29 protein-coding genes are annotated in these 24,605 nt (G+C 69.9%); 13 read left to right on the forward strand and 16 right to left on the reverse strand.

The window, feature by feature from the left end:
• Positions 1–72: 72 nt before the first annotated feature.
• The 4 genes from DEJ29_RS01090 to DEJ29_RS01105 all read right to left on the reverse strand — a co-directional run bounded on the left by DEJ29_RS01090 (position 73) and on the right by DEJ29_RS01105 (position 3,125).
• Positions 73–1,083 carry an ABC transporter ATP-binding protein gene (locus tag DEJ29_RS01090; RefSeq protein WP_111095874.1) on the reverse strand — a complete coding sequence of 337 codons (1,011 nt, stop codon included), beginning with the start codon at positions 1,081–1,083 and terminating at the stop codon, positions 73–75.
• Positions 1,084–1,428: 345 nt separating this feature from the next.
• The gene (locus DEJ29_RS01095; RefSeq protein WP_111095875.1) at positions 1,429–1,677 is read right to left on the reverse strand and encodes a hypothetical protein; all 249 of its coding nucleotides are present in this window, start codon (positions 1,675–1,677) and stop codon (positions 1,429–1,431) included.
• Between the two features lie 157 nt (positions 1,678–1,834).
• Positions 1,835–1,945 carry a DUF3892 domain-containing protein gene (locus DEJ29_RS01100; protein ID WP_181438277.1) on the reverse strand — a complete coding sequence of 37 codons (111 nt, stop codon included), beginning with the start codon at positions 1,943–1,945 and terminating at the stop codon, positions 1,835–1,837.
• Between the two features lie 34 nt (positions 1,946–1,979).
• Entirely contained in the window at positions 1,980–3,125 is a 1,146-nt protein-coding gene (locus DEJ29_RS01105) for a DUF4062 domain-containing protein (RefSeq protein ID WP_111095877.1), read from the reverse strand.
• A gap of 122 nt (positions 3,126–3,247) precedes the next feature.
• Between DEJ29_RS01105 and DEJ29_RS01110 the strand changes: the two genes are divergently transcribed.
• Positions 3,248–3,379 (forward strand): hypothetical protein, encoded by a 132-nt coding sequence (locus DEJ29_RS01110; protein WP_258376022.1) that lies wholly within the window; start codon positions 3,248–3,250, stop codon positions 3,377–3,379.
• Positions 3,380–3,405: 26 nt separating this feature from the next.
• On the opposite strand, the gene DEJ29_RS01115 is transcribed toward DEJ29_RS01110, so the two are convergent.
• Positions 3,406–4,011: an HIRAN domain-containing protein gene (locus DEJ29_RS01115; protein ID WP_111095878.1), complete on the reverse strand. Its 606-nt coding sequence runs from the start codon at positions 4,009–4,011 to the stop codon at positions 3,406–3,408.
• A gap of 472 nt (positions 4,012–4,483) precedes the next feature.
• The gene (locus DEJ29_RS01120; protein WP_111095879.1) at positions 4,484–5,515 is read right to left on the reverse strand and encodes an AraC family transcriptional regulator; all 1,032 of its coding nucleotides are present in this window, start codon (positions 5,513–5,515) and stop codon (positions 4,484–4,486) included.
• A 190-nt stretch (positions 5,516–5,705) separates the two neighbouring features.
• Between DEJ29_RS01120 and DEJ29_RS01125 the strand changes: the two genes are divergently transcribed.
• Positions 5,706–6,761: a GAF domain-containing protein gene (locus tag DEJ29_RS01125; RefSeq protein ID WP_111095880.1), complete on the forward strand. Its 1,056-nt coding sequence runs from the start codon at positions 5,706–5,708 to the stop codon at positions 6,759–6,761.
• A gap of 531 nt (positions 6,762–7,292) precedes the next feature.
• On the forward strand, positions 7,293–8,990 hold the full coding sequence (locus DEJ29_RS01130) for an acid phosphatase (RefSeq protein WP_111094430.1): 1,698 nt from the start codon (positions 7,293–7,295) through the stop codon (positions 8,988–8,990).
• Between the two features lie 51 nt (positions 8,991–9,041).
• On the opposite strand, the gene DEJ29_RS01135 is transcribed toward DEJ29_RS01130, so the two are convergent.
• Positions 9,042–9,539 carry a MarR family winged helix-turn-helix transcriptional regulator gene (locus tag DEJ29_RS01135; protein WP_111094429.1) on the reverse strand — a complete coding sequence of 166 codons (498 nt, stop codon included), beginning with the start codon at positions 9,537–9,539 and terminating at the stop codon, positions 9,042–9,044.
• Positions 9,540–9,635: 96 nt separating this feature from the next.
• Between DEJ29_RS01135 and DEJ29_RS01140 the strand changes: the two genes are divergently transcribed.
• Positions 9,636–10,562 carry an EamA family transporter gene (locus DEJ29_RS01140; RefSeq protein WP_111094428.1) on the forward strand — a complete coding sequence of 309 codons (927 nt, stop codon included), beginning with the start codon at positions 9,636–9,638 and terminating at the stop codon, positions 10,560–10,562.
• A gap of 4 nt (positions 10,563–10,566) precedes the next feature.
• On the opposite strand, the gene DEJ29_RS01145 is transcribed toward DEJ29_RS01140, so the two are convergent.
• Together DEJ29_RS01145 and DEJ29_RS01150 are read right to left on the reverse strand one after the other, a co-directional pair.
• Entirely contained in the window at positions 10,567–11,238 is a 672-nt protein-coding gene (locus DEJ29_RS01145; RefSeq protein WP_111094427.1) for an HAD family hydrolase, read from the reverse strand.
• Positions 11,235–12,182 carry an NADP-dependent oxidoreductase gene (locus tag DEJ29_RS01150; RefSeq protein WP_111094426.1) on the reverse strand — a complete coding sequence of 316 codons (948 nt, stop codon included), beginning with the start codon at positions 12,180–12,182 and terminating at the stop codon, positions 11,235–11,237. The genes DEJ29_RS01145 and DEJ29_RS01150 overlap by 4 nt, the downstream gene beginning before the upstream one ends.
• A 206-nt stretch (positions 12,183–12,388) precedes the next feature.
• On the opposite strand from DEJ29_RS01150, the gene DEJ29_RS01155 reads away from it, so the two are divergent.
• The 9 genes from DEJ29_RS01155 (at position 12,389) to DEJ29_RS01195 (ending at position 20,154) form a co-directional block, all read left to right on the forward strand.
• Positions 12,389–12,979: an AAA family ATPase gene (locus DEJ29_RS01155; protein WP_111094425.1), complete on the forward strand. Its 591-nt coding sequence runs from the start codon at positions 12,389–12,391 to the stop codon at positions 12,977–12,979.
• A gap of 32 nt (positions 12,980–13,011) precedes the next feature.
• Positions 13,012–13,779: an ATP/GTP-binding protein gene (locus DEJ29_RS01160; protein ID WP_071404743.1), complete on the forward strand. Its 768-nt coding sequence runs from the start codon at positions 13,012–13,014 to the stop codon at positions 13,777–13,779.
• Between the two features lie 37 nt (positions 13,780–13,816).
• Positions 13,817–15,295 (forward strand): MFS transporter, encoded by a 1,479-nt coding sequence (locus tag DEJ29_RS01165; protein ID WP_111094424.1) that lies wholly within the window; start codon positions 13,817–13,819, stop codon positions 15,293–15,295.
• 12 nt (positions 15,296–15,307) lie between these two features.
• A complete protein-coding gene (locus tag DEJ29_RS01170) occupies positions 15,308–15,952 on the forward strand; it encodes a thioesterase II family protein (RefSeq protein WP_071404745.1) in 645 nt (214 codons plus the stop codon).
• A gap of 45 nt (positions 15,953–15,997) precedes the next feature.
• Positions 15,998–16,846 carry a helix-turn-helix transcriptional regulator gene (locus tag DEJ29_RS01175; protein WP_071404746.1) on the forward strand — a complete coding sequence of 283 codons (849 nt, stop codon included), beginning with the start codon at positions 15,998–16,000 and terminating at the stop codon, positions 16,844–16,846.
• Positions 16,843–17,670: an MBL fold metallo-hydrolase gene (locus DEJ29_RS01180; protein WP_111094423.1), complete on the forward strand. Its 828-nt coding sequence runs from the start codon at positions 16,843–16,845 to the stop codon at positions 17,668–17,670. Before DEJ29_RS01175 ends, DEJ29_RS01180 begins: the two co-directional genes overlap by 4 nt.
• 130 nt (positions 17,671–17,800) lie before the next feature.
• The gene (locus DEJ29_RS01185) at positions 17,801–18,772 is read left to right on the forward strand and encodes an AvrD family protein (protein ID WP_163343088.1); all 972 of its coding nucleotides are present in this window, start codon (positions 17,801–17,803) and stop codon (positions 18,770–18,772) included.
• Positions 18,769–19,746, forward strand: a complete 978-nt coding sequence (locus DEJ29_RS01190) for a beta-ketoacyl-ACP synthase III (protein ID WP_220037318.1) — start codon at positions 18,769–18,771, stop codon at positions 19,744–19,746. The genes DEJ29_RS01185 and DEJ29_RS01190 overlap by 4 nt, the downstream gene beginning before the upstream one ends.
• Positions 19,747–19,908: 162 nt before the next feature.
• On the forward strand, positions 19,909–20,154 hold the full coding sequence (locus DEJ29_RS01195; RefSeq protein WP_071404749.1) for an acyl carrier protein: 246 nt from the start codon (positions 19,909–19,911) through the stop codon (positions 20,152–20,154).
• A gap of 103 nt (positions 20,155–20,257) precedes the next feature.
• Here DEJ29_RS01195 and DEJ29_RS01200 read toward each other — a convergent pair whose 3' ends face one another.
• The 7 genes from DEJ29_RS01200 to DEJ29_RS01230 form a co-directional block, all read right to left on the reverse strand.
• Entirely contained in the window at positions 20,258–20,971 is a 714-nt protein-coding gene (locus DEJ29_RS01200) for an NADPH-dependent F420 reductase (protein WP_111094421.1), read from the reverse strand.
• Between the two features lie 26 nt (positions 20,972–20,997).
• Entirely contained in the window at positions 20,998–21,591 is a 594-nt protein-coding gene (locus DEJ29_RS01205; protein WP_111094420.1) for a TetR/AcrR family transcriptional regulator, read from the reverse strand.
• A 102-nt stretch (positions 21,592–21,693) separates the two neighbouring features.
• Positions 21,694–22,035 carry a hypothetical protein gene (locus DEJ29_RS01210; protein WP_111094419.1) on the reverse strand — a complete coding sequence of 114 codons (342 nt, stop codon included), beginning with the start codon at positions 22,033–22,035 and terminating at the stop codon, positions 21,694–21,696.
• A 49-nt stretch (positions 22,036–22,084) separates the two neighbouring features.
• Complete coding sequence (locus tag DEJ29_RS01215; RefSeq protein ID WP_111094418.1) at positions 22,085–22,615, reverse strand: DUF6611 family protein; 531 nt, start codon at positions 22,613–22,615, stop codon at positions 22,085–22,087.
• Entirely contained in the window at positions 22,612–23,172 is a 561-nt protein-coding gene (locus DEJ29_RS01220) for a hypothetical protein (RefSeq protein ID WP_146248293.1), read from the reverse strand. The genes DEJ29_RS01215 and DEJ29_RS01220 overlap by 4 nt, the downstream gene beginning before the upstream one ends.
• An 85-nt stretch (positions 23,173–23,257) precedes the next feature.
• Positions 23,258–23,851 carry a biotin transporter BioY gene (locus tag DEJ29_RS01225; RefSeq protein ID WP_111094416.1) on the reverse strand — a complete coding sequence of 198 codons (594 nt, stop codon included), beginning with the start codon at positions 23,849–23,851 and terminating at the stop codon, positions 23,258–23,260.
• A gap of 58 nt (positions 23,852–23,909) precedes the next feature.
• Positions 23,910–24,602 (reverse strand): TetR/AcrR family transcriptional regulator, encoded by a 693-nt coding sequence (locus DEJ29_RS01230; RefSeq protein ID WP_111094415.1) that lies wholly within the window; start codon positions 24,600–24,602, stop codon positions 23,910–23,912.
• Positions 24,603–24,605: the final 3 nt, after the last annotated feature.

Raw genomic sequence — 24,605 nt, forward strand, 5'->3', positions numbered from 1 at the left:
CCGTGCCCGACGAGCGCTAGGCGGATCGCGAACGGACCTGCGGGCCGGTCTCGCCCCTCCCTCAGCACGCCATCAGCCGTCACCACGCACCCTCCGCGCAGTGTAGATCTCGGTGATGACGTCCTCGAGCTCGGGCTCCCGGACCGTCAGGTCCGCCACCGGGAGTGCAGCCGTCGTGCGGGCGATCGCCGCAGAGGTCGACACCTTGGCCGGGTCGAAGCGCAGGTCGAGCAGCTGCGCAGCGCCGTGTGACCGGATGCCGGCGCGGTGCACGCCGTCGACCGACCAGTCGCGTGGTTCCGGGCCGGACAGTTCTACACGGAGCGTCCGGTGCGGCAGATACGCCCGGCGCAACGCATCGATCTCGCCGTCGAACAGGGTGCGCCCCTCGTCGATGATCACCACTCGTCGGCAGAGCTGCTCGACGTCACCGATGTCGTGTGTGGTCAGCATGATCGTCGTGCCCGAGCTCCGGTTCCGCTCGCGGACGAAGTCCCGGATCCGGGACTTCGCGACGACGTCGAGGCCCACGGTCGGCTCGTCGAGGTAGAGCACCGGGGGCTCGTGCAGCATCGCGGCCACGAGGTCGCCACGCATACGCTGCCCAAGGCTCAGCGTCCGGACCGGCCGGTCGATAAAAGAGCCGAGGTCGAGCAGGTCGACGAACTCGGCGAGCGTCCGCCGGTACGCCGACGGTGCGACGCCGTAGAGCTTCGCGAGAACGTCGAAGGAATCCCGGAGCGGCAGATCGAACCAGAGCTGGGTCCGCTGCCCGAACACGGCGCCGATCGTCCGCGCGTTCGCAGAGCGGTCGCGCCACGGTACGACGCCGTTCACCCGGACCTCGCCGCTGGTCGGGACGAGCACGCCCGTGAGCATCTTGATCGTCGTCGACTTCCCAGCGCCGTTCGCACCGAGGTAGCCGACGATCTCCCCCGGCTCGATCGTCAGCGAGACCCCGTCCACCGCACGGTTCGTGACCGTCTTCGTCGTGAAGAGGTTCCGGATCCCGGAGAACGCCCCCTCCACCCGAACCGGGCGAGAGAACTCCTTGACCAGGTTGTCGGCGACAATGAGCGACATTCGTCGAAGGTATCGAAGAAGTCGACGCGTTGCGAGCATCAGAAGCCGGACACTTCAGCTCGGGGGCTTGCGACCAGGAGGCTTCCGTCTCGTGTGCTCGAGCACATCGTCGTCAGCGCGAGCCGTCGGCGCGGAGGTTCCGTCGACTTCCTCGTCGCCTCCTGTGTCGACGACGGATAGCGCGATCCAGACGAAGCAGCGCCACGATGCAGGATCTGGGCATTTGGAGTGACCCAAAGCGCGAAGCATGCTCGGTCGCAAGACTGGCACACAGTCGTGGAGTCCACCCCTAGTGGGTTGAAGATCCTCACGTTCAGCCAACGCAGAAAGAACTCTCAATGCAGCTCACGATAGCCGCACCACCGGTACGACCCACGTCCCGGCTTCGTCCCGCCAGCCGCCGAGTTCCGGACGCACACCCCAACCGGCGAGGTGCATCGTCACTCGCAGTTCATCGTCCGGGTCGTGGATGTTCCCGCCAAACCCGACGAGATCGCCAGCCTTGTCGCCCGCGCCGGTCGCGTCAGGTTCGAGACGGAGACGCCAGATGCGGATGTGGCGTTCGTAGATGATGCTGGCAAGGCGGACGGGCATGTTTGTCTCCTGAGGTCGGGGCGTCATCGTGACGCCACACCTCGGACTATCGGCAACGCTCAAGCGGACTGGGGGTGGTTCTGACCGGAGGCTGCGCTACGGCGTCGTCGAGGTTCCGCAGCCGAGATACCGCCACGACGTGGCGGTCCAGAGTGAATCAGAACGGCGGCAGGTTGTCGAGGTTGTTCTTCGTGATGGTGTCCGCCGTCGTCTTCAGGAACTTGCGCCCCCGTAACTGCTGCACGCTGGGACGGAGATCGAGGCGCACCGGACGGCGAATCCTGGACGCCGCCGTCACGAGGTCAGATGGCCGAAACCGTTCCTGTGATCGTCCGTTCCGCCGGCGCCGGCACGTTGACGTACTGCTTCTTCGGGAACCAGGACACTTCGAGGAGTCGACCTTCGGGCCGCTGCGGGCTGAGGACGAACCGGGATGCGCCGCCGGGGACGTTGTTCTCGCGGAGCGTTTCGCTGACAAGCACTCTCGCAAGTGATCGGACAACGGCATCGGGAGGTCCCGCAACGCGCAGAACGGCGAGCGGGTCCTGCAGCGGTGTCATGCCGAACGGCGCTGGCTGTCCGGTGTGGCACAAGGCATCCTGCAACGCGCTCGCGAATGCATCCTCAGCGGAGACGCCGTTCATGGCGGCGAACATGGATGAGCTGTTCGCACCGGACTGGGATGCGGACAACGTCATCTCGACAACTCGGCTGTTGGCGGATGTGGTGTGCGTGTTGACGGCCGTCACGCGCATCGAACCGGAATCGTGCGGGCTTGCGAACGAGATCGTGTCGCGCCGCTCCGCGTAGCTGTCGAGCAGCTCTGCGACCCGACTGCTCCGCACAGTCGCACGGACTGTGATGTCGGTGCCGTTGCGCGCGATGGATGTTGCTCGGAACGCGGTTTCCCCGACGATCACCCACGGGGTGAGTTCCTCACGGGCGATCGTTTGCAGACGCTTCTCGATGCGCTCCTGCAGTTGGGATGAGTCGGTGTACGACGCGGTGGTGTAGCGGGTGCGCACGCCAGCGACGAAGTCCCGCTGCTGGCCCTCTGCATCATCGAAGGGATCTGAGACGAACAACGCCATGCGCAGGTTCGCGACATCGGCATGCTGGAACTCTTCGTGCGTCGCCGAGTACCGACTCGACAACGGAACGCCGTAGCGGCGCCCGTAGATACCGAGATAGATGCTCGATCGAGCAAGGCCGTCCAAGTACGCGGCTTCCGCTGGCACATCCTGCGCCCCGAGGTCGTCCTCGAACATGACTGGCTGCGCGCCGAACGAGGTGATCGCTGCCCGAGCTGCAGCGCGTTCGTCGGGCATGTCTCGAATCAGGCTCGACACGAACACCGATTGCTCCGCCGCCCACTGCGCAACGTCGCCTGGAGCAGGCGGAACCTCAGCGGCGAGCAGGTCGACGGTCAGGGAATCTCGGGCAGCCATAGGCCCAGTTCAGCACGTCGCGCTGACAAACGCAGCCTTCCGGACGAGACCGGTAACTCCGGCGCCGACCCTCGCATTGGCGGTTGCGCGCATCGAGGAGTGGTGGAGCTACCAAGGCGAGCATGCGCGTTGTGATGCCAAGCCTCGAGGAGGCGCAGTCGCATCTCGGGATCACCGCTGCGAACTTTCGCGAGGCGATGGACCGCGGCGGCCTCGGGGTCGAACACACCAAACGGCAGGCGGTCCACCAGTAGGACCGAGCGCTACTTAGCGGTGAAAGCTAGTTTCGCTTGAAGGTGCGGAGCGCGGGCACTCGGGGGATGTCGACCCACATCTTGATGCTCGCTTGCGAGACGGTGTCGCCGGATACGACGAAGGATGCGGGTCCGAGACGGTCGAGATCTGAAGCGAGCGCTGCGGCCTTCGCGGCGCTGAGATGTCCAACCTTCCGTCCTCGGCCGTAGACAGCGACCGCGTTCTCGTCATGCTCGTTCTCGGGTTCACGTACGAGTTCGTATTCCTGACCCCCGTACCGAGCCCGTTCGTCGTCGCGCAGCCAGTACGCCGTACCGACAATGCGGAATCGCGACGACGGCAGCTCACGCAAGTCGATCCGGGGAAGTCGCTCGTCAAGGTAAGCCGGAACGATCCTCGAAGCATTACGCGAAGTTGCTCGGCGCTTCCGCTCGTCCGCTTCCGCAACAGCTTCGCTGGAGCTCCTGGCGATGGCCCCGGCCTGCTGCGTAACTTCCGGGCTGGTCTCTGTGGCGGTCACGATCGGGCACGTCGCAAGGGGCTCAGCGCCGCGCTGACGGGTGAAGTGCTGAACCAACAGGCGTCCGCTGATGATGAAAACAACGAGGAGCAGCACGAGCGCGAACACCATGCGGACACGGTAACTAGCCGTGGCCGCACTGTCTGCGCCCCGGACGGGCGACAGGCTCGGACCCCTTCGAGTCGAGTCTTCGCCGGGATCACGTCACGTACACCGGTCGGCGGCCGCGCCCCGAGGGAAGCGCGCTCTCGCATGTCGTCATCATCCGAGTAGTCGCTGAGCGGTGCGTATGACCCACAGCGCCTCCAGCCTGACCGGGGCTTTCTTGCAAGAGGGGGAAACGTGAACCAGGCCCAGGGGAAACCCAGCTAGATTGGCCGAACCGGCTGCCCGAGAACGGCGCCGTTACGCGGAACGCCGAGACCTGCAAATGACCCGCCACAGAAAACCCCCGTGCATGCGGGGGTTTTCTTCGTTCGGGGGGAGTGGCCTCGGCGCAGATGCGGTGCACTCTCCTGAGCGCACGACTCCGCCCCGTTGCTGCCTGGCTGCCGAGCGAGGATCGTGCCCAGCCAGCGGAGCGTCAGCCCGTCGGTTCCTGCGTCGGCTCCAGTTGCCCTTCCGGGCGTCTTGTACGCCGCATCGTGGCGGATGGCAGCTCGCCGAACCGTTCGGCGTAGGCGCTGGCGAAGCGACTGACGTGCAGGAAGCCCCAGCGAGCGGCGACCTCGGACACGGTGACGCTGTCCGAGCGGGCGGTGATGAGGTCCTCGCGGGCCCGCTCCAACCGGAGCCGCCGCAGGTAGGCCGTCGGCGTGGTGTCGAGTTCTCGTCGGAAGGCTTCCTGGAGGCTGCGGACGCTCGTCGAGACGGCGGACGCGAGCGTTCCCACCGTCCACGGCCGCGCCGGGTCGTGGCGGAGGAGTTCAACGGCGCGGGAGACCGACCGGGCGCCGGATCTTCCTTGCGGCGTGTGGAGCGCCGTGGAGTAGTTGTGCGGCTGCCCGAGCAGCAGGCTGTGCAGGAACACCTGCTCGAGGCTGCGGATCGCGAGTGGGTGTGCGAGGACGCCTGGCGTCCGCCGAGAACTCTCGTCGACGAGCCGGACGGCCTGCAAGACGGCATGGCCTCTCTCAGTGGTGAGGTCGAACTCGGTCTGGAACTCGAGCGGTGTCGAGGTCGGTGCGTCCAGCAGGAGCTCCAGCTCGGTCTGCAGGTCGCGATGCGGGATCATGATGGCGACCTGCGCGAACCAGTCGCTGCAGTCGAGTTCCACCGGTCTGCCCGGCATGAAGACCCCGGCGGTCTGCTCGGTCCCCCGGAACTGCGCGCCCCGGGCAGCACGCATCGTCATCTGCGACCGTACGGGGATGTCGAGGTGGTAGTCGACGGGCTCCGCGGTGCGTATCAGGACGGCCTCGCGGAAGCGCATGTAGCCGAACGTGATCCGACCGGCCGTGAGCGCGTTCAGGTGCATGCGCAGACCCGGGACGGGTTCGGACGGGGTGACCTGCACCGGGAGGAACACTTCACTGAGCACGGCCGCGGCCTCGTCGACGGTGGTGCTGTCGGCGAGTCGATGCGAGGCGAACATCTCCGTCGCTGCCCCGGTCATGGCGCGACTCTACCGGCCGCGTCCACGTCCACCGGACACGATCCCGCGCGGATCGACGGTGACTCCGCGCGCAACGGATGGCGTGTGGTCTTCCGGCCTGTCTACGGTCGTGTCCAGCCGGCGCGCACCCGTCGGGCTCCCGGAAACCAGAGCAGTCCAGGAGCAGCTGCGTCGAACAAGGAGGTTGACGATGACCATGCTGGAAGCCCCACGACTGCCCGACCGTTCGTCCGCGCCGCGCATCGTCACCGGGTCGGCGAGCGGCGCGGACTCGGACCGGATCCTCGTGTTCGGCGATGCGGTCTTCGCGCCCGGAGCGTCGTTGCCCGACGCCGCGCGGACGATGGCGGAGAACGTGGCTGCACGGTCCGGACGTGGTGTCGACGTCACCGCGGTGCCGTGGTCGAGCTGGTCCGGCCAGACGCTGGTCTCGGCCGGGACCGGTCTCCACGTCGCCAACTACGACGTGGTGGTGGTCTGCCTGTCCGGCAGCGTCGTCCACAGCCGCACGACGACCACCGCGGTCGTCGGTGCCGCCGAGGAAGCGCTCGTCCTGGTCGATCAGCTCCGACCGCTCCTCGCGCCGACCACGGAGATCGTGCTCGCGTTGGCGCACGAGGAGGACCAGTCCGCGCTCGTCACCGCACTGCAGCAGGCGCGACGGGACCTGGTCGTGCTCGGCGTGGACACGGACGTGATCACGTGCACCCCGCCGCTGTTCGTCGAGGTCGTGCACCTGCTGATCGAGCAGCAACGTGCCCGAGCCGGCAGCCCGCAGTGGCTCCGTTCGACGCCGCAGCGTGTGCAGGACCGGTACGACGCGATCCGTCGCCTGGGTGTCGTCGACGCGCCGGCCGACGCCGCCCTCGACCGGATGGTGCAGCAGATGACGGAACTCTTCCGCACGAGGGGGGCTGCGATCACGTTCCTGCCGCTGGGACGGCAGTGGTCCGCTGCGAGTGTGTGGTTCCCACGCGGGACGGGAGCGCTGCAGGACTCCTTCTGCCGTTCGACCGTGCTGCACTCGGGACCGACGGTCATCGAGGACGCATGGGACCGGAGCCGTCCGCAGGTGGCACGGCGGGGACGGATCCGCTTCTACGCGGGGCATCCGTTGGAGGACCTGGACGGCACCCGCGTCGGTGCGGTCTGCGTGTTCGACCCCGCTCCACGCGATGCGGGCACCGTGGAACTCGACCTCCTGCGCGACTTCGCCGTCCTGGCGCGCGACACCCTGCGCCGTTGAGGACTTCACCAGTTCCGGGTCTGGTGGAGCGCCCTGCGCCGCACGGCGCGGGCTGATCGACGGGCGGGAGGGGCGGGATCGGGTACCCCGCCCCTCCCGCCCGTGACGGTCGACCGACGGACTGGAGGCGCGGTGCCAGCCCGCACCGCGCCTCCAGTCCGTCTCGTCAGCCGTCTCAGGCACGTGACCGGCCCCTCGGGAGAGGCGAAGGCCGCGCTCTCGTGGCGTCGCTGTTGCACCCGGCGGGGTCCGTGGTGAGCAACAGCAGCGAGTACGGCAGCGGTTCACGCAGGTGCCACTTCCGGTTCACGGGCCTGCGCCACGCTTCTGCTCTGTGTCACCGAGTCGTGTGACCACGCCCCGAGTGGAGAGAACGCCATGCGCCGGTTCCAGATCGCTGTTCCCAGACGTCGGGCCCGCACGGTGCTGGGGGTCCTGGTGGTGGCGTGCGCCGTGTCCTTGATCGCTCCGGCGGGAGCGTCCGCGGCGACATCGGGGACCGCGCCGCGTCCAGGGGCCTACGGGTACTTCGTGGACACCTACAAGACGAACACCCCTGCTGCCACGACGCCGGAGACGAACGCTGCGACCGGGGTGCTGTCGCAGTTCGGCACCCTGTGGCGCCCGGGATCGTCGTGGGACAACGGGGTCGCCACCAGTGCTGCAGCGCAGCGGATCCTGGACTCGAACATCGCGCAGGCAGCGCGGACCACGCAGACCCGCACGGATGCGCAGGGGCACGAGGCGTACCTGATCGACCGACGGAACCAGAGCTACTCGGCCATCGCGGGTTTCGGTGACCTGTCCGACGCGGTGCGGACCGCGACGAACGCGGGCACGACGATCCCCGACGAGATCCCGGCGGATGCCACGACGAAGCAGTACGTCGACCAGGGCAACGCGAAGGGGTCGTGGGCGGACACCGATTCGGAACTCGGCGACGTCGTCCAGCTGGTGAACACGCTGCGTGGCGACTACTCCTCTGCCAGCAACGCGAAGAAGTACTACCAGTACGCGCGGCCGTACCGGCAGAGCCAGGACGTGCAGGTCCTGCCGCAGCTCGTCCCCGAGAAGTCGCCGACGCCCGCCACCGACGGCGGGTTCCCCAGCGGACACACCAACGCCGGCTACCTGGCTTCCCTGGCGTTCGCGTACGCGTACCCGGAGAAGTACACCGAGCTCCTCGCCAACGGCTCGGAGATCGGCAACAGTCGGATCGTCGCGGGGATGCACTCGCCGCTCGACGTCATGGGGGGACGAGTCTTGGCGACTGCGCTGGCGGCAGCGATCCTGAACGACCCGGCCAACACGCAGCTCGAGCAGCAGGCGCACCAGCAGGCGGAGAAGGTGCTCGCCGCTGCCGGCCCGAGCGCCGTCGATCGGGACGCGGACTACGCGTCGGACAAGAAGGACTACCGCGGGCGTCTGACGTACGGGTTCACGCGGACCGGCACGAAGACGATCCCCGCCACCGTGCCGAAGGGCGCTGAAGCGCTCCTGCGGACCCGCCTGCCGTACCTCAGCGACGCCCAGATCCGAGAGGTGCTCCGGACGACCGCGCTGCCGTCGGGCTACCCCCTGCTGGACGACGCGGAAGGGTGGGGGCGACTCGACCTCTTCTCGGCAGCGTCCGGCTACGGAGCGTTCGACAGCGCGGTGACCGTCTCGATGGACGCCGCCGAGAAGGGCCTGGACGCCGCCGACACCTGGCGCAACGACATCGGCGGGAACGGGTCACTGACCAAGCGGGGGACCGGCACCCTCACCCTCACCGGCTCGAACCGCTACACCGGCGGCACCGTCGTCCGCGGTGGGACGCTGATCGCGGACTCCGCTGCTGCCCTGGGCAGGGGGTCGGTGACCACGGTCTCCGGCACGCTCGCCGAGGCCAGCACGAGGGTGATCCGAATCGGCGGCAACCTGACGCAGCGCTCGCACGCCGCACTGTCGCTGAGTGTCTCCGGACCCCGTCCTGCCCTGCGCATCGAGGGCACGGCGTCGTTCGGCGGAACGCTGCGGGTGCACGTCGCCAAGGGCACGGCCGTGGCGAACGACCTGGTCCTGATCACGGCTGACCGGATCGCGAAGGGCTCGAGTTTCAGCCGGGTCCGCGTCGCCGGCCTGCCCGCCGGGTACGAGCCCGTGGTGGAGCGCCACGGCAACGAACTGCACCTCGTCAACGCCAACGCGACGAAGCACGGCCACGGCCGGGGCCACGGCGCCGCCTGAAGCGGAGCGCGTCAGGTCGGCTCCGAGTGCGGCCGGCACGACGGGCTGTGCTCAGGGCGCCCCGTCACCGAGGCCGAGCAGCAGCTTCCGGAGGAGCCCGGCCAGCTGCTGCTCCTCGTCGCTGCTCAGGGTGCCGAGGAGCTCCCGTTCGTTCTCGACGTGCCGGGCCAGCGCCGAGTCCACCACCGTCAGGCCGTGATCGGTCAACGTGACCAGCACGCTCCGTCGGTTCGCGGGGTCGGTCTCCCGCGTGACGTAGCCCTTCGCGACGAGCCGGTTCAAGCGGTTCGTGACGGCGCCCGAGGTCACCATCGTGGCGGCGAGCATCTGCCCGACGGTCAGCCGATGTGGTGATCCCGAACGTCGGAGGGTCGCGAGCAGGTCGAACTCACCCGGCAGCAGGTCGTGCTCAGCGAGGACGGCACCGACCCTCCGGTCGAGGATCGCTTCGGCGCGCCCGATGCGCCCGATGACGGCCATCGCGCGGACGTCGAGGTCTGGTCGTTCCCGGCCCCACTGGGCCAGGACTCGATCGACGGCATCCTCCATCGGACCACTCCTTCACGCTGAACTGTTTGACGCGAGCCTATCGGGGCCATAATGTCTCAACGTTGAGAAGTTCAGCATGAAGGAAACGAGGCTCCGATGACCGATCGCTCGCTGTCCACGTCGGCGGCGGCCGGCCTCACGCTCAGCGCGGCATTGGCGCCGATCGTGTGGGGGTCGACCTACGTGGTCACCACCGAGCTCCTGCCCGCCGATCACCCGATGACGGCAAGTGTCCTGCGTGCGCTCCCCGCAGGCCTGCTGCTGCTCGCGCTCCGGCCGGGAGTCCCACCGCGGGGCTGGCGCCTCCGGACGTTCGTGCTCGGCATGCTCAACATCGGGTGCTTCTTCCCGCTGCTCTTCGTCGCGGCCGACCGGTTGCCGGGTGGACTGGCGGCCATCGTCGGTGCGCTCCAGCCGCTCGTCGTCGTGGCCCTCACCCTGGCGCTGCGGTGGGGACGGCCCGCGATCACCCACGTGGCGTGGGGAGTCGTGGCCCTGGTGGGCGTCGCGCTCGTCTCCCTCAGCGGAGGTGCCGTGTTCGACGTGCTCGGGCTCGCGGCCGCGGCGCTCGGGACGGTGTCCATGGCCTTGGGGCTCCTGCTCACTCGTCGGTGGGGCACCCCGGAGGGCACGCACCCCCTGACCTCGACCGCATGGCAACTCATCGTCGGGGGCGTGGTGATCGCCCCGCTCATCCCGATCGTCGACAGCGGGCCGTGGCAGCCGACCGCCGCCGGGTACGCGGGGTACGCCTGGCTCACGCTGGTCGGTGGGGCCCTGGCCTACAGCGTCTGGTTCCGAGGCGCGCGTGCGCTGCCGTCGGCGCGTGTCGCGTTGTTGGGCGTCCTCAGTCCGTTGACCGCTGCGGTGCTCGGGTGGGTCGTCCTCGGCCAGACGCTGTCGCCGCTGCAGGTCGTCGGTTTCGTCGTCGCGCTCCTCGGCTCCCTGGGCGGGCAGCTCGGTGCGGTTGGTTCTCGGGGATCTTCTTCCGAGCCGCTCAGCCGTCGAACGCGTCGGGCGTGATCCGTCAGCCGTCCAGGAGCAAAGTCGCCCAACCCCTTCGCTGTGCCAAGCACCACTCGGTGCTTCGGGGCACCCCGCAGATCACCGGCTCGCCGACGAGTTCCAGGAACGGCACGTCCGACAGGTGGTCGCCGTAGGCCGCCGACGCGGTCAGGTCGATGTGCTCCTCGTCCGCGAGCTGCCGGATCGCATCCGTCTTCCGGCTGCCGATCATCGGCACGTCCACCTCGCCGGTGAAGACGCTGCCGGACACGACCATGCTGGTGGCGAGCACGTGACCCGCCCCGAGCTCCTCGGCGAGGTCGTCGAGCAACAGCGGTACGGAGCCGCTGACGAAGACGACGAGGTCGCCTCGCTCACGGTGCCGGTGCAGCTGCTCGAGCGTCGACAGGTGGAAGTACCCGGCCGCCCGTTGCGCACACCAGCGCGCGATGAGGGCCGAGAGCTGGTCGCGGGAGCGGCCGCGCCACCATGAGAAGTAGTGGCGGTTCGCCGCTTCGCGGGGGACGCCGTCCTCGATCTGCATTCGCCGGAGATCATCGATGAACTCCTCACCGCGCTCGCCGCTGCCCTGCTCGATGGCGTCGAAGTGCAGGAGGTCGAACATCGTGGTGGTGCGCGTGAGCGTGCCGTCGACGTCGAAGAACGCGGCTCGACGCAGGACCCCTTCGGTCACGCCAGGGCGGCGAAGTCGAGGACGATGCGCCCGCGCACCCCGCCCAGTCCGAGCCGCGTGTGCGCGTCGTGCGCTTGGTCAGCCGGGACGACGTCGGCGATGCGCGCGGTGAGCACGCCGGCGTCGATGTGTTCCGCGATCTGCCGCAGCTTTTCCGACTCTTGCGTGTAGTCCGACACCATGATGGGGTGGGCGACGATCCCGCGCGGGATCGCTTCGTCCCATCCCCGGAGCGGGACGAAGTGTCCGCCGTCGCGGATCGCGGGGAACACCGCGCTCGTCTGGACCGCGGCGTCGACGACGGCGTCCACACCCTGGGGGACGAGTGTTCGCACCTCAGAAGCGAACTCCTCGCCGCGGGGGACGACGTAGTCCGCGCCGAGGGACTTGACCAGCTCGACGTCCTCGCCGCGGGCGTCCGCGATCACGGTGAAGCCCTCGTGCTTCGCGAGCTGCACCGTGAAGCCACCGGCCGCACCAGCCGCGCCGGTCACCGCGAGGGTTCCGTGCCGCAGCTCCGGCAGCGAGTCCAGCGCGAGTCGTGCCGTCAGGGCGTTCATCGGGACGGCCGCCGCTTCGTGCAGGCTGAGCCGTTCCGGGCACCGCGTGACCGACCGTGCGGGGACGACGACGAACTCGGCGTAGGCGCCCGAGACCAGCGGGGCATCGACGACGGCCATGACGCGGTCTCCGGTCTTCCAACCCACGACGGACTTGCCGACCGCATCGATGATGCCGGCTGCGTCCATGCCGGGGACGAACGGCGGCGTGCGTTCCCGGAGGACCGCGCGGTAGAAACCTGCCCGGAACGCGAGGTCCGTGGGGTTGACGGCGGCCCCGTGCACGCGGATGCGCACTTCGTCTGCTGCGGGGTCCGGACAGGGGACCTCGTGCAGTCCGAGGACCTCTGGTCCGCCAAAGGAAGTGGTGCCGACGAGCTTCATGTGTCCATCCAACCCGGGGAAGCCGCTCCGAACCAGGTGCTCTCACCACCAGCCCACGCGGTCCGGGGCGCACCAACCGGGTGGTTGCACACCCCGGATAACGCAGCCCTGTCGGGGGAGCGCGGAGGTCGTTGACCATCGGAGTGCGGACCGGCGAGGGGGCCGGTCCGCACCCACGACGATTCGACCTCGACGACAGGAAGTGCATGCGACTCGCGATCACCGGTGCGTACGGCTCGGGCAAGTCCACCCTGGCCAAGGCCGCCGCGGAGCGCTTCGGGCTCCAGGCCGAGGCACTGCCCCCGATGCAGGACCCGTTCGGCTCCCGCAAGGCGGCGACCGGCTGCAGCCCGGCACAGCTCGTCGAGCTGGTGGTGCGACGCCTGATCGAGCGCAGCGCACGCGAGTCCGGTGACCTCTGGGTCTCCGACGGGTCGCTGGTGCACGACTGGGTCTTCGCGAAGACGCTGCTCCTGCACGGGGTCGACCCGGATGCAGCACCGCGCCCGACGATCGCGGGTCGCGGTCTCGTCAACGGGCTCCTCGAGCCGTCCCGGCGAGCCGTGCGGTCCTCGCTGCACGATCGTTACGACGTCGTGGTGCACCTGCCGATCGAGTTCGCCATGACCGAGACGGCACCTCCGGTGTCCGAGTCGTTCCGGACACGGTCGGAGGAGTACCTGGCCGAGGAGCTTGCTCTTGCGGGGCTGCGACCGAAGACCGTGACCGGCTCCGTCGAGGACCGCCTCGAGCAGATCGCGGCGCTCGTCGCCGTGCCCACCGCCACCGCCGCCTAGTCCGCATCCACCCCTCACCGAACGGAACCCTCATGCAAGAGAACCTGAAGCTCGCCATCTCCGGCACCTACTCGACCGGGAAGAGCACGACGACCGAGGCCCTGTCCATCGCGACGGGGCTGCCGAGGACCCATGCGATGACGTCCCGGGAGATCCTGATCGACCTCATCCCGGGCAAGACCGTGATGGACCTCAACGCCATGGAACTCATCAAGCTCGGGCTCCGGCGGTTCGAGGAGCGGGTCCACAACGAATCCGGACCCGGCCCGTTCATCTCCGACGGTGGGGTGTTCCACGAGTGGGTCTACTTCGAGGCACGCATGCGTGTCGGCATCAACCCCGGCGCACCGAAGTGGTTCCAGGCGGTGAAGAAGGTCACCGGCCTGCCCGTCAAGCACTTCTACCAGCGGTACACCGACACCCTCGGGGACGTCACCCGCTCCCGGGCGAAGCGGATCTACGACGCGTACGTGCACCTGCCCGTCGAGTTCGACATGCACAAGGACGGTCACCGCCCCGTCTCCGAACCCTTCCGTCGACTCTCCGACGATCTGCTCATCGAGGCCCTGCAGGACCTCGGGATCCCGTACCACGTGGTCGGTGGTCCGATCCCGGAGCGGGTGGACCGGATCATCGAGCTCTTCGACATGCCGCAGGTGGTTCCGACGGCCGAGGCGATCGAGCTCGCTCAGGCCCGGGTCCGCGCGGCGACCGACGTGCTGGAGCAGGACGCGCGCTTCCACGAGGCACAGCGGCAGAAGACCTTCGGCCGCCAGCTCAAGTACGCCCTCCGCTACTGACACCGCCACCAGCTCGCACCCCTCGAAAGGACCGACCATGCTCACGACCGCGGAAACCGTCCGGAACGGCGCACGGGTGACGAGCCCGGCACTGCTGCTCGCACTCCTCGCCTTCGCTCAGCTCATCATCGCGCTCGACTACAACATCGTGTTCGTCGCCCTGCCCGTCATCGGAGAGGGACTGCACTTCTCGGAGTCCGCCCTGCAGTGGGTGGTGAGCGCGTACGCCGTCGCCTTCGGGGGGTTCCTGCTTCTGGGGGGCCGTCTCGCGGACCTCATCGGGAAGCGGCGGGCGTTCGTGATCGGCCTCGCGCTCTACGCCGTGGCGTCGTTGGTGGGTGCCGTCGCATCCGATCCGCTCGTCCTCGTCATCGCGCGCGCGTTCCAAGGACTCGGCGGGGCGTTCCTGTCCCCGGCCACGCTGTCCCTGGTGACGACCAGCTTCCCGGAAGGGCGCTCCAGGAACACTGCGATGTCCGTCTGGGCCGCCGCCGGCAGCACCGGCATGGTCCTCGGCTCGCTGCTCGGCGGTGTCCTGACCGGCAGCCTCGGTTGGGAATCGGTCTTCACGGTCAACGTGGTCCTGGCCGCGGTCGCGATCGTCGGTGCGTTCCTGCTCATCCCCGCCGATCGGCGATCGGTGGCCGCTGGTCGGCCTCGACTGGACGTCCCGGGTGCCGTCACCGGGACGATCGGTGTCCTCGCCGTCGTCTTCGCGCTTGTGCAGGCACCCGAGTCCGGGTGGGCGGCGCCGGTGACCTTCGTGCCGGGCGTGGTCGGCATCGTGTTCCTCGTGGCGTTCGTACTGGTGCAGCGTTCGACGCGTGAGCCGCTGGTGCCCCTGACGCTGTTCCACTCGGGCAACCTCGGCGTCGGAACGTGGGTGACGTTCCTGTTCATGGCCACCTTCGGTGCCATCCCGTTCTTCCTGACGATCTACCTGCAGCAGCAGCTCGGTTTCTCGCCGCTTGTGACTGGGCTGGCGTTCATCATCCCTTCGGCGTGCGTGCTGATCGGGGCGACGTGGGCTGGTCGGCTCGGCAACTCCCATGCCCCCCGGTCCGTCCTCGCCGTGTCCTTCACAGTCGGTGCCGTCGGGACTGCGGCGCTGGCTGCCGGGTTCGCTGCGGGGCTGTCCCCGTACGTGCTCGTGGTGCCACTGGTCGTGCTCAGCATCGCCCAGGGCGTCGTCTTCACCACCATGTTCACCCTCGCGACGAGCGGCGTGCCCGGGGAACACCAGGGCACTGCGTCCGGAATCGCCACGGCTGGGCAGCAGGTCGGCGGCGCCGTCGGACTCGCGCTCCTCGTCCTCGGGTCGTCGGCCGTGGCCGACGGAGACCTGATGGGGCAGATCGTGGTCGCTACCTTCCTCATCGCCGCCGGGCTGGTGATCGGTGTGCTCGTGTCGCTGACGGCGTCACGTCGACGGTCCGTGGTCGCGGCGGAGGACGCAGCCGCGGACGGCATCGCGGCTTCTCCGGTGACCGCGGGTGGACCCGCGGCCACCAGCTGAGGACGTCCGCACGTGGGGGCTGCGTCGGGCCGTTCGCTGCTGTACTTCCACCACGCCGGCGGTCTGGCCACCGTGCCGAAGGGAGTCCGGGCAGCGGCGACCGCCGCCGGACTCGAGCAGGTCACCGCGGTCGGGTTCGAGCGTGCTGCCCTCGGCACGACCTGGGCGACGATCGAGATGCTGGCGGCGCTCTCGGTCCGCGCTGTGCAGGAGGCGCTTCCCGGCGCCCTCCTGTACGGCCACAGCATGGGCGGCCTGATCGCGTTCGAGGTCTGTCGGCAACTCGCCGCGGTCGGGTCACCGATGCCGTCCGCGCTCGTGCTCGGCGCGACCGCACCGCCTGGCGTGCTCCCCGCGACGAAGGACACGTGCTCGATCCTCGGGACCGAGTCGTCCGGTCGCGCGGCCAGCGTCCGGACCCGAGCCGGCATCGACCGGTCCCGCGCCTACGCACCACGGCCCGTACCGATCGGCGTCGCGGTGCACGTGGTCTGTGGGAGGGACGACGAGATCGTGACGCCGGAAGCCATGGAACGGTGGTCGGATCTGGGATGTGAGACGCTCGCCGTGCACGCGATCGACGGCGCCCACCTGTTCCATCAAGCCGCGCACGAGCAACTCACCGAGGTCCTCGTCGCGATCGCCCGATCCGGTTAGAGTTGCCCGTCGCAACACCATTCGTCGACCATCAGGGGGGTCTTCATGCAGGATGACGCGGGCGTGATCGTCGCGGAGAGTGAACACGGGCAGGGGCGACGGGCGTGGTTGGGGGAGTTCCTTCGCGCTCGACGAGAGGCACTGCAGCCGGAGGACGTCGGGCTCCCGCGCTCGGCCCGCCGTCGGACTCCCGGACTGCGCCGCGAGGAGGTCGCCGTGCTCGCGAACGTCGGTGTGAGTTGGTACACGTGGCTCGAGCAGGGGCGGGACATCGGTGTCTCGACGGTCGTCGTCGATGCGATCGCCAACGCGCTCCGGCTCGAGGGCGCCGACCTCGAGTACTTCTACGAACTCACCGGCAAGGTGCCGGCGTCACGCCGAGCCGCGGCCGACGACCTGAAGGGCTCGCTCGAGCGCATGCTGTCGAGCATCCAGGACATGCCTGCCTACGCCGCCGACCGGTACTGGAACGTGTTCGCGACGAACGAGCTCGCGGCGAAGACCTTCCAGACGCAGGTCGGCACCAACTGCCTCATCCGGTACTTCACCGACGAGGACTACGCGACGCACTACCCGCATCGTGACCTCGCGGCCCGGATGATGGTCTCGCAGTTCCGTCGGCAGGCGACGGCCTTCGCCACCGATCCGATGTTCGAGTCGATCGCCACCGACCTCTCCGAGCGCTCGCCGGAGTTCCGACGGCACTGGGGGGAGCACTCCGTCGGGCAGGAACCCCACGTCGCGACGGTGTTCGACCATTCGCTCGGCCGGATGTCCTTCGAGACCGTGGTGCTCACACCCGCTGTGGGTGGAGACGACCTGATGCTCTTCCTGTACTCGCCGTCACCGGCCACCGCGCCGGCGACGATGGCCGTGCTCGAACAGATCCGATGATCGACGAGCGGCGCCGGGCCCCGGCCCGGATGCGCTCGCTGGAGGTCGGTGACGTCCGGGTGACCTCGGTGCCGGACGGCCGCATCCAGTTGCACCCCGCCGGCTGGTACGGGCGATCGGAGCCGCCGAGGCCGGCCGCCGAGGTCCGACCACTCCTCGACGTCGACGGGTACCTGGTCGCATCCGTCGGGTCGCTCGTCATCGAGTCCGGCGACCAGGTCATCGCGCTCGACACCGGACTCGGCCCCGTCGACGTGCCGCGTGGCCGAGGGCGCCCAGCGATCGGCCGGATGACCGGCGGGACACTGCCCGTCGAGTGGCAGGCCGCTGGCTTGCCCGAGCCGACGCAGGTGGTCATCACCCACCTGCACGAAGACCACAGCGGCTGGTGGAGCAGCGATGCTCCGTTCGGTACCCGTCTCCGGAGCCTCCCGACCACGGCCGGTCGCCTCGACCTCGAACGGAGTGCCCTGGCGGAGCGATCTGACCGGTGGCAGCCGGCGGACGGCGGCGAGCAGTTGGCACCCGGTGTGACCGTCGTCCCGATGCCCGGCCACACGCCGGGGCACATCGGGCTGCGGATCGAGTCACGGGGCAGGGTCCTGATCGCCTTCGGTGACGCGCTGCACAGCCCGCTGCAGGTCGGTGACCCCACGATCAACGCCTTCGTCGAGCACGACCCCGTCATGGCGATCACCACGAGGGCCGCGCTGCTCGACGAGCTGGAGCGTCACGATGCTCTGGCCTACGGCAACCACTTCGCCGACGTCGTGTTCGGACGGGTCGAGCACCGGCGATGGGTCCCGGTCGCCGAGTCAGGCTGATCGGTCGGGACGCGGCGACCGCATGACTGGTGGTGTTGCTCCCACCATAACCGACGCCTGGTCACGTCTTCCGTCACGGTGGATCGTGGTCCTGCAGGACGCCACTCCTCCACCGACAGGAGACCGAACCGTGACACCCGACACCATCGAACGCCACGAATCCATCGACGACCTCCTCGGCCCGGCAGCCGGACGGTTCTTCGGACTCGGCTACCGACTCACGGACCCACGACTCCGCGGCGCCGTGGTGCGGGCGGACGACACGACGTGGCGGCTCTCCGCCACCGCCGACGCGACCGCCGGCGCGGCCTGGTCGCGCAAGGGCGACGACGTGCAGGAACCACACCTCAGCACCACAGACCTGATGGTGTTGGGCATCGCGAGCGCCTACGAACTCATCGCTCAGGAGCTCGATGCGGAGTCGATGACCGCGTGCTCGATCGCCAGCATCGACATCCGGTCCCCGCGTCGCCCGATCGAGGGGGACCTCGCGGTGCTCCCGGTGACGGGACATGCACCCCGGGGCGCGGCGGCAACCGGCGGGGACGTGCCGATCACGGTTGACGTCGCCGGTTTCACGATCGCACTCGTCGTGCGCCGGTCATGCACCGTGCAACCCGTCGCGGGCCAGGCGCGGGTCGAGGACCGCCCGGGCGACGGCGTGTACTGCGGCGTGTACCGCAGCCGCTCCCCGTTGGTCGAGGAGGTCGAGCTCGCCTGGGACGAGGCGCGCGCGACCGTCGTCGTGCCTCCGCTCGGCCGACGTCCCGCCGAGGAGCTGTGCGGCTTCGAGGCGGCGTTCCAGCCCGGCCTCAACCTCGTCGACACGTTCGTCGCGACTCTCCAGCTCGGACAGGTGCTGCTCTACCGACTGGACACGCTCGCCCGAGCTGAGAGCGACACGCTCTGGATGCGCCGGACGGTGATCACGGTCCCGGGGTCGCCGCACCCCTCGGTGCGGAGCGACGCGCGTGTCCGGCTGGACCGCGCACGCACGCTCGAGCAGGATGGCCGCTCCTGGCGCCTCGCCGACATCGTCGGGACCTTCGACACCGGTGTGCGCGTGTCGTGCTCCGTCGCGCACGTGGTCGGTGCCGCATGACCGCCCTCGACGAGATCGTCGTCGACGCGACGCCGGAGCGTGACCCCCACGCGACGACGACGCGAACGGTGCTGCAGGGCCTCGGAGGTGCTCTCCCGCGCCGGGTGGTGACGAACGACGACCTCGCCGCCACGCTCGACACGACCGACGAGTGGATCCGGTCGCGAACCGGTATCGGCGCGCGGCACCAGGTCGACCCGGGTACCTCGACGAGCGACCTCGCGGTCGCCGCCGGCCGACGGGCCCTGGAGAACGCCGGCGTCGACTCCGTGGACATGGTGATCGTCGCGACGTCGACCCCTGACCATCGGTGTCCCGCCACCGCACCTGACGTCGCGGCACGCCTCGGCCTGGGCACGGTGCCGGCGTTCGACCTCGCCGCCGTGTGCTCGGGCTTCGTGTACGGGCTCGCGCAGGCCGACGCCCTGATCCGATCCGGCGCGGCCAGGCGGGTCCTGCTCATCGGAGCGGACACGTTCACGACCCTGGTCGACCCGGGTGACCGGGTCAACGCCGTCATCTTCGGGGACGGCGCCGGTGCGGTCGTGCTGGGTGCCGGTCAGGCATCGGACGCCGGCGCGCTCGGGTCCGTCACCCTCGGCTCGGACGGCACCGGACTCGATCTGATCCGGGTGGAGGCCGGCGGATCACGCCAGCCCGTCGTTGACCGGGGGGACCCGACGGCGTGGTTCGCGATGCAGGGCCGTGCGGTGTTCGCTGCCGCCGTGACCGCGATGGCGGACTCGTGCCGCTCTGTCCTCGACGCCGCCGGATGGGCCGTGGACGACGTCGACCACCTCGTGGCGCACCAGGCGAACCGGAGGATCCTGACCATGGTCGCCGCTTCGATCGGCGTTGCCGCCGACCGAGCCGTCCTGCACCTCGACCGCGTCGGCAACACCTCGGCCGCGTCGATCCCACTCGCCCTCGCCGCGCATGCGACCGAGATGCGGACGGGGCCCGGGTCCTGCTGACCGCGTTCGGCGGTGGGGCGACCTGGGGTGCCGGCACACTCACGTGGCCGACCCTCACCGCGCCGGTCATCGACCTCGTTTGAGGGGTCCGACCACGACGTTCCACCCCATCGGCTCCTCGCGCAGCGGGGGCCGGCTCACCCGACCAGGAAGGCCACAGTCATGACCGCAACCGTCCCCTCTGCCGAGACCCTCGTCGAACTCATCCGAACGAGTGTCGAGGAACTGTCCCACGTCAGCGGCGTCGACAAGACGTTCGAAGAACTCGACCTCGACTCGCTCTCGATGGTCGAGATCGCGACCATCGTCGGGCAGACCTACGGTGTCCCGCTCGGCGAAGAAGAGGTCGTCGAGGCCGGTAACTTCATCACGCTGACCGAACTCGTGCAGGCGCGCGTCACGGCGTAGCCCTGACGGAGAGACCGCCTGATCGGATCAGGCAGGCGGACGGCCTCGCGTACACCCCCTGTGCGCGAGGCCGCTGCACGCGGTCATGCGCAGGGGTGACGACTCAGAACTGCCGGTTCGCCACATCCGCCCGGTGCGACACCGCCAGTACGTCCCGCAGCCGCTCGGCGGGCAACGGTGCTCCCTGGTCCGCCAAGTAGTCCGCCGCGAAGCCCTCGGCACTCGCCGCGTAGATCCCCGTGTACGCCCCGGACTCCGGCTCGAAGCGCCACGAGTCGGCCAGTGTGCCGGCGTCCACGGTGTCGAACCCGAGCAGCTGCACGAGCTCGGCGACCACGGCCTTGGCCTGCTCGTCGTCGCCCGCGATCGGCAGTGCGGTGCGGGGCGTGGAGCCGGCGAGGTTCGGGATGTGGTGCGCGACGATGTTGTTGAACGCCTTGACGATCCGCGTGCCGGGCAGGAGCGTCTGCTCGTACTCCGCCGTGGTCGTCGCGAGGGTGTCGAGCTGCTCGATCCGGCCGTCGCGACCGGGGTAGTAGTTGCCCGTCGACAGCACGGTCCGCCCGGCGAAGGCGTCGAGGTCGGGGGCGAGTGCCGGGTAGGCGGTGAGCGGGATCGCGAGCACGGGCACGTCGCCGAACTCGACGGCCTGTCGCACGGTGCCGGCCTGGGCCCGCGGGCCGAGCTCCGCGACGAGGTCCTGCAGCGACTCGGGGCCGCGCGAGTTCGCGATGAGGACGTCGAGGTCGGCGGCGATGGCCAGGCGTGCGATCGCGGTGCCGATGGCGCCGCTGCCGATGATGCCGATGCGGTTCATGGTGTGCCCTTTCAGGGAGGTGGATCTCAAGGAAGAAGCGGGGCTTCCCAGCCCCGCCGAGACAGGGCGGAGAGTGCCGCGGACGACGAGCCGTCGGCCATCGCGGCACCCCGGACCCAGCTGGTCGCCAGGGCGGCGAGGAACAGGTCCCGCGCGCGGACGTCGGCACGCGCACGACCGGAACGCTGGGCGGCGCGGAGGAACTCGTCCGTGGTGGTGATGAACCCCTGGCACGTCAGGGCGAGCGGCGACGAGTCGGACGACGCGGCGGCACGGAGCGGTTCGGGCAGTCCGTCGAACGTGCCGGCCCACTCGGTGACCGCGTCGAGCCAGCCGTGCAGGGCGTCGCCGGTGTCCACGGAGCCGTCGCGCAGTGCTTCGCGACGGGCCACCAGGTGTTCGTCGCGGGCAGCGAGGAGCTCGGCGAGCAGGGCCTCGCGCGTGGGGAAGTGCCGGTACAGGGTGCCGGCGCCGACACCGGCCTGCTTGGCGATCGCGTCGAGCGAGCCGGTCACGCCGTGCTCGGTGAACGCGCGCTCGGCGACCCGCAGGATGTGGTCCCGGTTCCGGAGCGCGTCGGCGCGCGGTGCGCGCCCGGCGGGAGCGGTCTGCTCGGGCATGGCGGGCCTCCAGGCTGTGGCGTCGAGTACCGGAGAGGCTCTCCGGAATCACCACAATACAGGAGACCCTCTCCGTTTCGTTTGCAGCGCGATGCCCGGGCGTCAGGACTCCTCGGCAGCCTCCGCCGCGTCCGCCAGGTCCGACCGCGTGTTCGCGTGGATCGGCTCGCTGTGCCCGAAGGTCTTCGCGGCGGCGCGCAGCCGTCCGACGAACTCCCCGTTGTCCATCTCGAGTTCGTCCTCTTCCGCGTCCTCGATGACGATCTCGCTCGAGGGTCCGATGAGGATCTTCGTGGTGGTCATCGTCCCGTCGTCGGCCACGGCTGGCACGTCGACGGTGTCCGCTCGGTCCCCGCCTGCGAGGGCCGCGGCGTACTCGATCACGGCATCGGCGACGTCGTCACCGACCAGGATCGTGGTGCCGTCGTAGTGGATGTGTTTCATCGCGTGCTCCTTCCCGAACCCATACAAACGCGCGGCGCGAGAGCGGGCTTCAGGTTGACCGCTGCACGCGGTGGTCCGGGTCCGGCGACTCCAGGGCGTTCCACACGTCCGCCCAGATCAGCTCGAAGTCGACGGGGCGGATGCGGTCGGCCCGGAGCGCCTGCTCCAGGATCGACAGCGCGTCCAGGGAGCCGGTGAGCAGACGCTCGTCGCCGTGGACCTCGCGGCGGCCGTCGCCCAGGAACGTCGTCACGGTGACGGACCGCACCCGTGGTCGCAGCGCGCGGGTGGCGCGGGCGAGGACCGCGAAGCCGCCGCCGTAGAGGAGCAGCGCGGTGGTCGTGCCGACGGCGGGGACCGAGACGGCGAGCACCAGGGCAGCGAGGGCGAGGACCGCCCCGACGGTCGGCCAGACGTGCCAGGCACGCAGCAGCAGGCGCTCGCCGGTGGTCGTGCCGGGCGGGAACACGACGAGGGTCCGCGAGCTCCACAGCGTCCGCCCGACGGGTCGGATCGTGTACCGGCCCCACAGGTGGGTGCCGTCGAGCAGCCGGGTGCGGACCGGCAGCGCAGTGGTCATCGATCGACCGGCGCGAGTTCCGCGCGCACCGGCGCGAGTTCCGCCCGGACCGGCTCGACGACGTCGCGGTGCCGGACGGTCGCCAGGCACGGGAAGCAGACCAGGTCGCCTTCGCGGACGTCGGCGGGCAACGGAGCCGGGAGGCGGTGGAACGGACCGTCGGCCTGACCGTCACAGCGGGTGACGACGTACATCGGGGAGAGGGGAGCGGTGCTCCGGCGTCCGATCAGGCGCACCTGGTCGAGCACGGCACAGGTCGGCAGGACCGCGTCCAGTTCCAGGAGCACCACCCCGGTGCGCGGTCGCCGCACACGGGTGACCGACGCCACGGCGACGCTCACGTCACGGGGTGCCCAGCCGCGCGGGCGGTACCGGGGCGGGGACTGCTCGGCGGTGTGCACGGTCGGGGTGCCGGTGAGGTCGGCGAGCCGGACCATCGAGATCGCCGAGACCAGCAGGTCGTCGGTGGTCGCTGTGGTGCGGGCCGGCCAGAGGAACGGGTCCATCGGATCGGGGAGCGACGCGCGGAGCGTCGGCATGATCGCAGTCAGTGTCACGACCACACGCTCCCGCGCGCTCGAACGGCGCGGAAGGCCTCCTGACGGAACCCCTACGGCCGGCGGCGGAGTCCTGACGGAGCGCTCACCGGCGGGTGGCCGAGCGCACTGCTGCGGTCCACCCGAGGGAGATCACGCCGGCGCCGATCAGGGTCTTCACCACACCACCGAGGACGAACGGGTACAGCCCGTACTGCAGGGTCTGCTGCAGGTCGAGGCCGAGTGCCACCGCGAGCCAGGCCATCCCGGTGACGAAGGTGACGACGGTGCCGAGGGCGAAGGACAGCAGCGCGTTCCGCAGCGGGCGGTCGCCGAAGCGCTCGGCGACCCAGCCGACCAGGGCCGCGGCGGCGACGAAGCCGACGATGTACCCGCCGGAGGGGCCGACGAGCACGCCGACCCCGGCCGAACCGTCCGCGAAGACCGGCAGCCCGACGACGCCGAGCAGCGCGTAGACGAGCATCGACAGGGCACCGCGACGGGCACCGAGGGCACTGCCGACGAGCAGCACGGCCAGGGTCTGCCCGGTGATCGGGACGGGCCAGATCGGCACGGACACCTGCGCAGCACCGGCGGTCAGCAGTGCGCCGCCGAGGACCAGGGCGGTGCTGACGACGGCGGTGCGGGGGAGCAGTGCGTCGGCCAGCGGACGGTGTGCGGCGGGGGTGATCGTGGTCATGGTGTTCCTCGCTGTGGGGGAAGGAGCTGGCGGAGACGGAGCTGGGGAGACGGAGGGGTCAGACCGCGACGGCGGCCAGCAGGGACTCGGCGTCGCGCCGGGCCTCGGCCACAGCGGCGGTGTCGAGGCCGCAGGCGCGCAGGCAGGTCGCGACGAGGGCGTCGCGGTCGGCGTCCTGCACGGGGCCGGACCGGCGGAGCTGGATGACGGTCTCGGTGATCTGGATGAGCACCGCACCGAGGCGCGACGGCGAGACACCGGCGGCGACGTCCGGGGTGGCAGCGCGCGAGCCGAGGCGCCCGTAGGCCTCCTGCAGTTCGACGCGCTCGGCCCGGAACCCGTCGTAGCGCTCGCCCTGCACCTCGGGCAGCAGGTAGAGCGTGCCGATGTTGTGCGGCGTGCGGGCGAGGGTGTCCACGTCGGCGACGACCAGCGCGGCGAGGGCCCCTGCTGCCGAGGCCGACTGCGGCACGAGCTGCTCGAGGCCGCGGACCAGCTCGAGGCTCGGGCGCACCGAGGTCGTGAGCAGCTCGACGAGCATGTCGTCCTTGCCGGCGAAGTGGTAGTACAGCGAGGCCTGCCGGATCCCGACCCGTTCGGCGATCGCCCGGGTCGAGGTCGCGCTGATGCCGTTCTCGACGAAGAGCGCGGCGGCGGCGTCGAGGATCTGGTCGCGCGGGCTCAGCGCGGAGTCGGCGTTCGGCACGACCCGCGGTCGGCCGGGGCGCACGGGCCGGTCGTCGGGGGTCATGCC

Source organism: Curtobacterium sp. MCPF17_021 (assembly GCF_003234605.2).
Lineage (GTDB): Bacteria > Actinomycetota > Actinomycetes > Actinomycetales > Microbacteriaceae > Curtobacterium > Curtobacterium flaccumfaciens.

Excerpts from the sequence above, each read along its gene's own strand:
- DEJ29_RS01150 (WP_111094426.1), bottom strand. The coding sequence starts at position 12,182 with ATGAAGCTCGTCGGCACCACTTCCTTTGGCGGACCAGAGGTCCTCGGA.
- DEJ29_RS01205 (WP_111094420.1), bottom strand. The coding sequence starts at position 21,591 with ATGCCCGAGCAGACCGCTCCCGCCGGGCGCGCACCGCGCGCCGACGCG.
- DEJ29_RS01195 (WP_071404749.1), top strand. The coding sequence starts at position 19,909 with ATGACCGCAACCGTCCCCTCTGCCGAGACCCTCGTCGAACTCATCCGA.
- DEJ29_RS01225 (WP_111094416.1), bottom strand. The coding sequence starts at position 23,851 with ATGACCACGATCACCCCCGCCGCACACCGTCCGCTGGCCGACGCACTG.
- DEJ29_RS01180 (WP_111094423.1), top strand. The coding sequence starts at position 16,843 with ATGATCGACGAGCGGCGCCGGGCCCCGGCCCGGATGCGCTCGCTGGAG.
- DEJ29_RS01120 (WP_111095879.1), bottom strand. The coding sequence starts at position 5,515 with ATGACCGGGGCAGCGACGGAGATGTTCGCCTCGCATCGACTCGCCGAC.
- DEJ29_RS01210 (WP_111094419.1), bottom strand. The coding sequence starts at position 22,035 with ATGAAACACATCCACTACGACGGCACCACGATCCTGGTCGGTGACGAC.
- DEJ29_RS01115 (WP_111095878.1), bottom strand. The coding sequence starts at position 4,011 with ATGGTGTTCGCGCTCGTGCTGCTCCTCGTTGTTTTCATCATCAGCGGA.
- DEJ29_RS01200 (WP_111094421.1), bottom strand. The coding sequence starts at position 20,971 with ATGAACCGCATCGGCATCATCGGCAGCGGCGCCATCGGCACCGCGATC.
- DEJ29_RS01165 (WP_111094424.1), top strand. The coding sequence starts at position 13,817 with ATGCTCACGACCGCGGAAACCGTCCGGAACGGCGCACGGGTGACGAGC.
- DEJ29_RS01230 (WP_111094415.1), bottom strand. The coding sequence starts at position 24,602 with ATGACCCCCGACGACCGGCCCGTGCGCCCCGGCCGACCGCGGGTCGTG.
- DEJ29_RS01140 (WP_111094428.1), top strand. The coding sequence starts at position 9,636 with ATGACCGATCGCTCGCTGTCCACGTCGGCGGCGGCCGGCCTCACGCTC.
- DEJ29_RS01105 (WP_111095877.1), bottom strand. The coding sequence starts at position 3,125 with ATGGCTGCCCGAGATTCCCTGACCGTCGACCTGCTCGCCGCTGAGGTT.
- DEJ29_RS01125 (WP_111095880.1), top strand. The coding sequence starts at position 5,706 with ATGACCATGCTGGAAGCCCCACGACTGCCCGACCGTTCGTCCGCGCCG.
- DEJ29_RS01095 (WP_111095875.1), bottom strand. The coding sequence starts at position 1,677 with ATGCCCGTCCGCCTTGCCAGCATCATCTACGAACGCCACATCCGCATC.
- DEJ29_RS01215 (WP_111094418.1), bottom strand. The coding sequence starts at position 22,615 with ATGACCACTGCGCTGCCGGTCCGCACCCGGCTGCTCGACGGCACCCAC.
- DEJ29_RS01090 (WP_111095874.1), bottom strand. The coding sequence starts at position 1,083 with ATGTCGCTCATTGTCGCCGACAACCTGGTCAAGGAGTTCTCTCGCCCG.
- DEJ29_RS01155 (WP_111094425.1), top strand. The coding sequence starts at position 12,389 with ATGCGACTCGCGATCACCGGTGCGTACGGCTCGGGCAAGTCCACCCTG.
- DEJ29_RS01175 (WP_071404746.1), top strand. The coding sequence starts at position 15,998 with ATGCAGGATGACGCGGGCGTGATCGTCGCGGAGAGTGAACACGGGCAG.
- DEJ29_RS01190 (WP_220037318.1), top strand. The coding sequence starts at position 18,769 with ATGACCGCCCTCGACGAGATCGTCGTCGACGCGACGCCGGAGCGTGAC.
- DEJ29_RS01160 (WP_071404743.1), top strand. The coding sequence starts at position 13,012 with ATGCAAGAGAACCTGAAGCTCGCCATCTCCGGCACCTACTCGACCGGG.
- DEJ29_RS01110 (WP_258376022.1), top strand. The coding sequence starts at position 3,248 with ATGCGCGTTGTGATGCCAAGCCTCGAGGAGGCGCAGTCGCATCTCGGG.
- DEJ29_RS01135 (WP_111094429.1), bottom strand. The coding sequence starts at position 9,539 with ATGGAGGATGCCGTCGATCGAGTCCTGGCCCAGTGGGGCCGGGAACGA.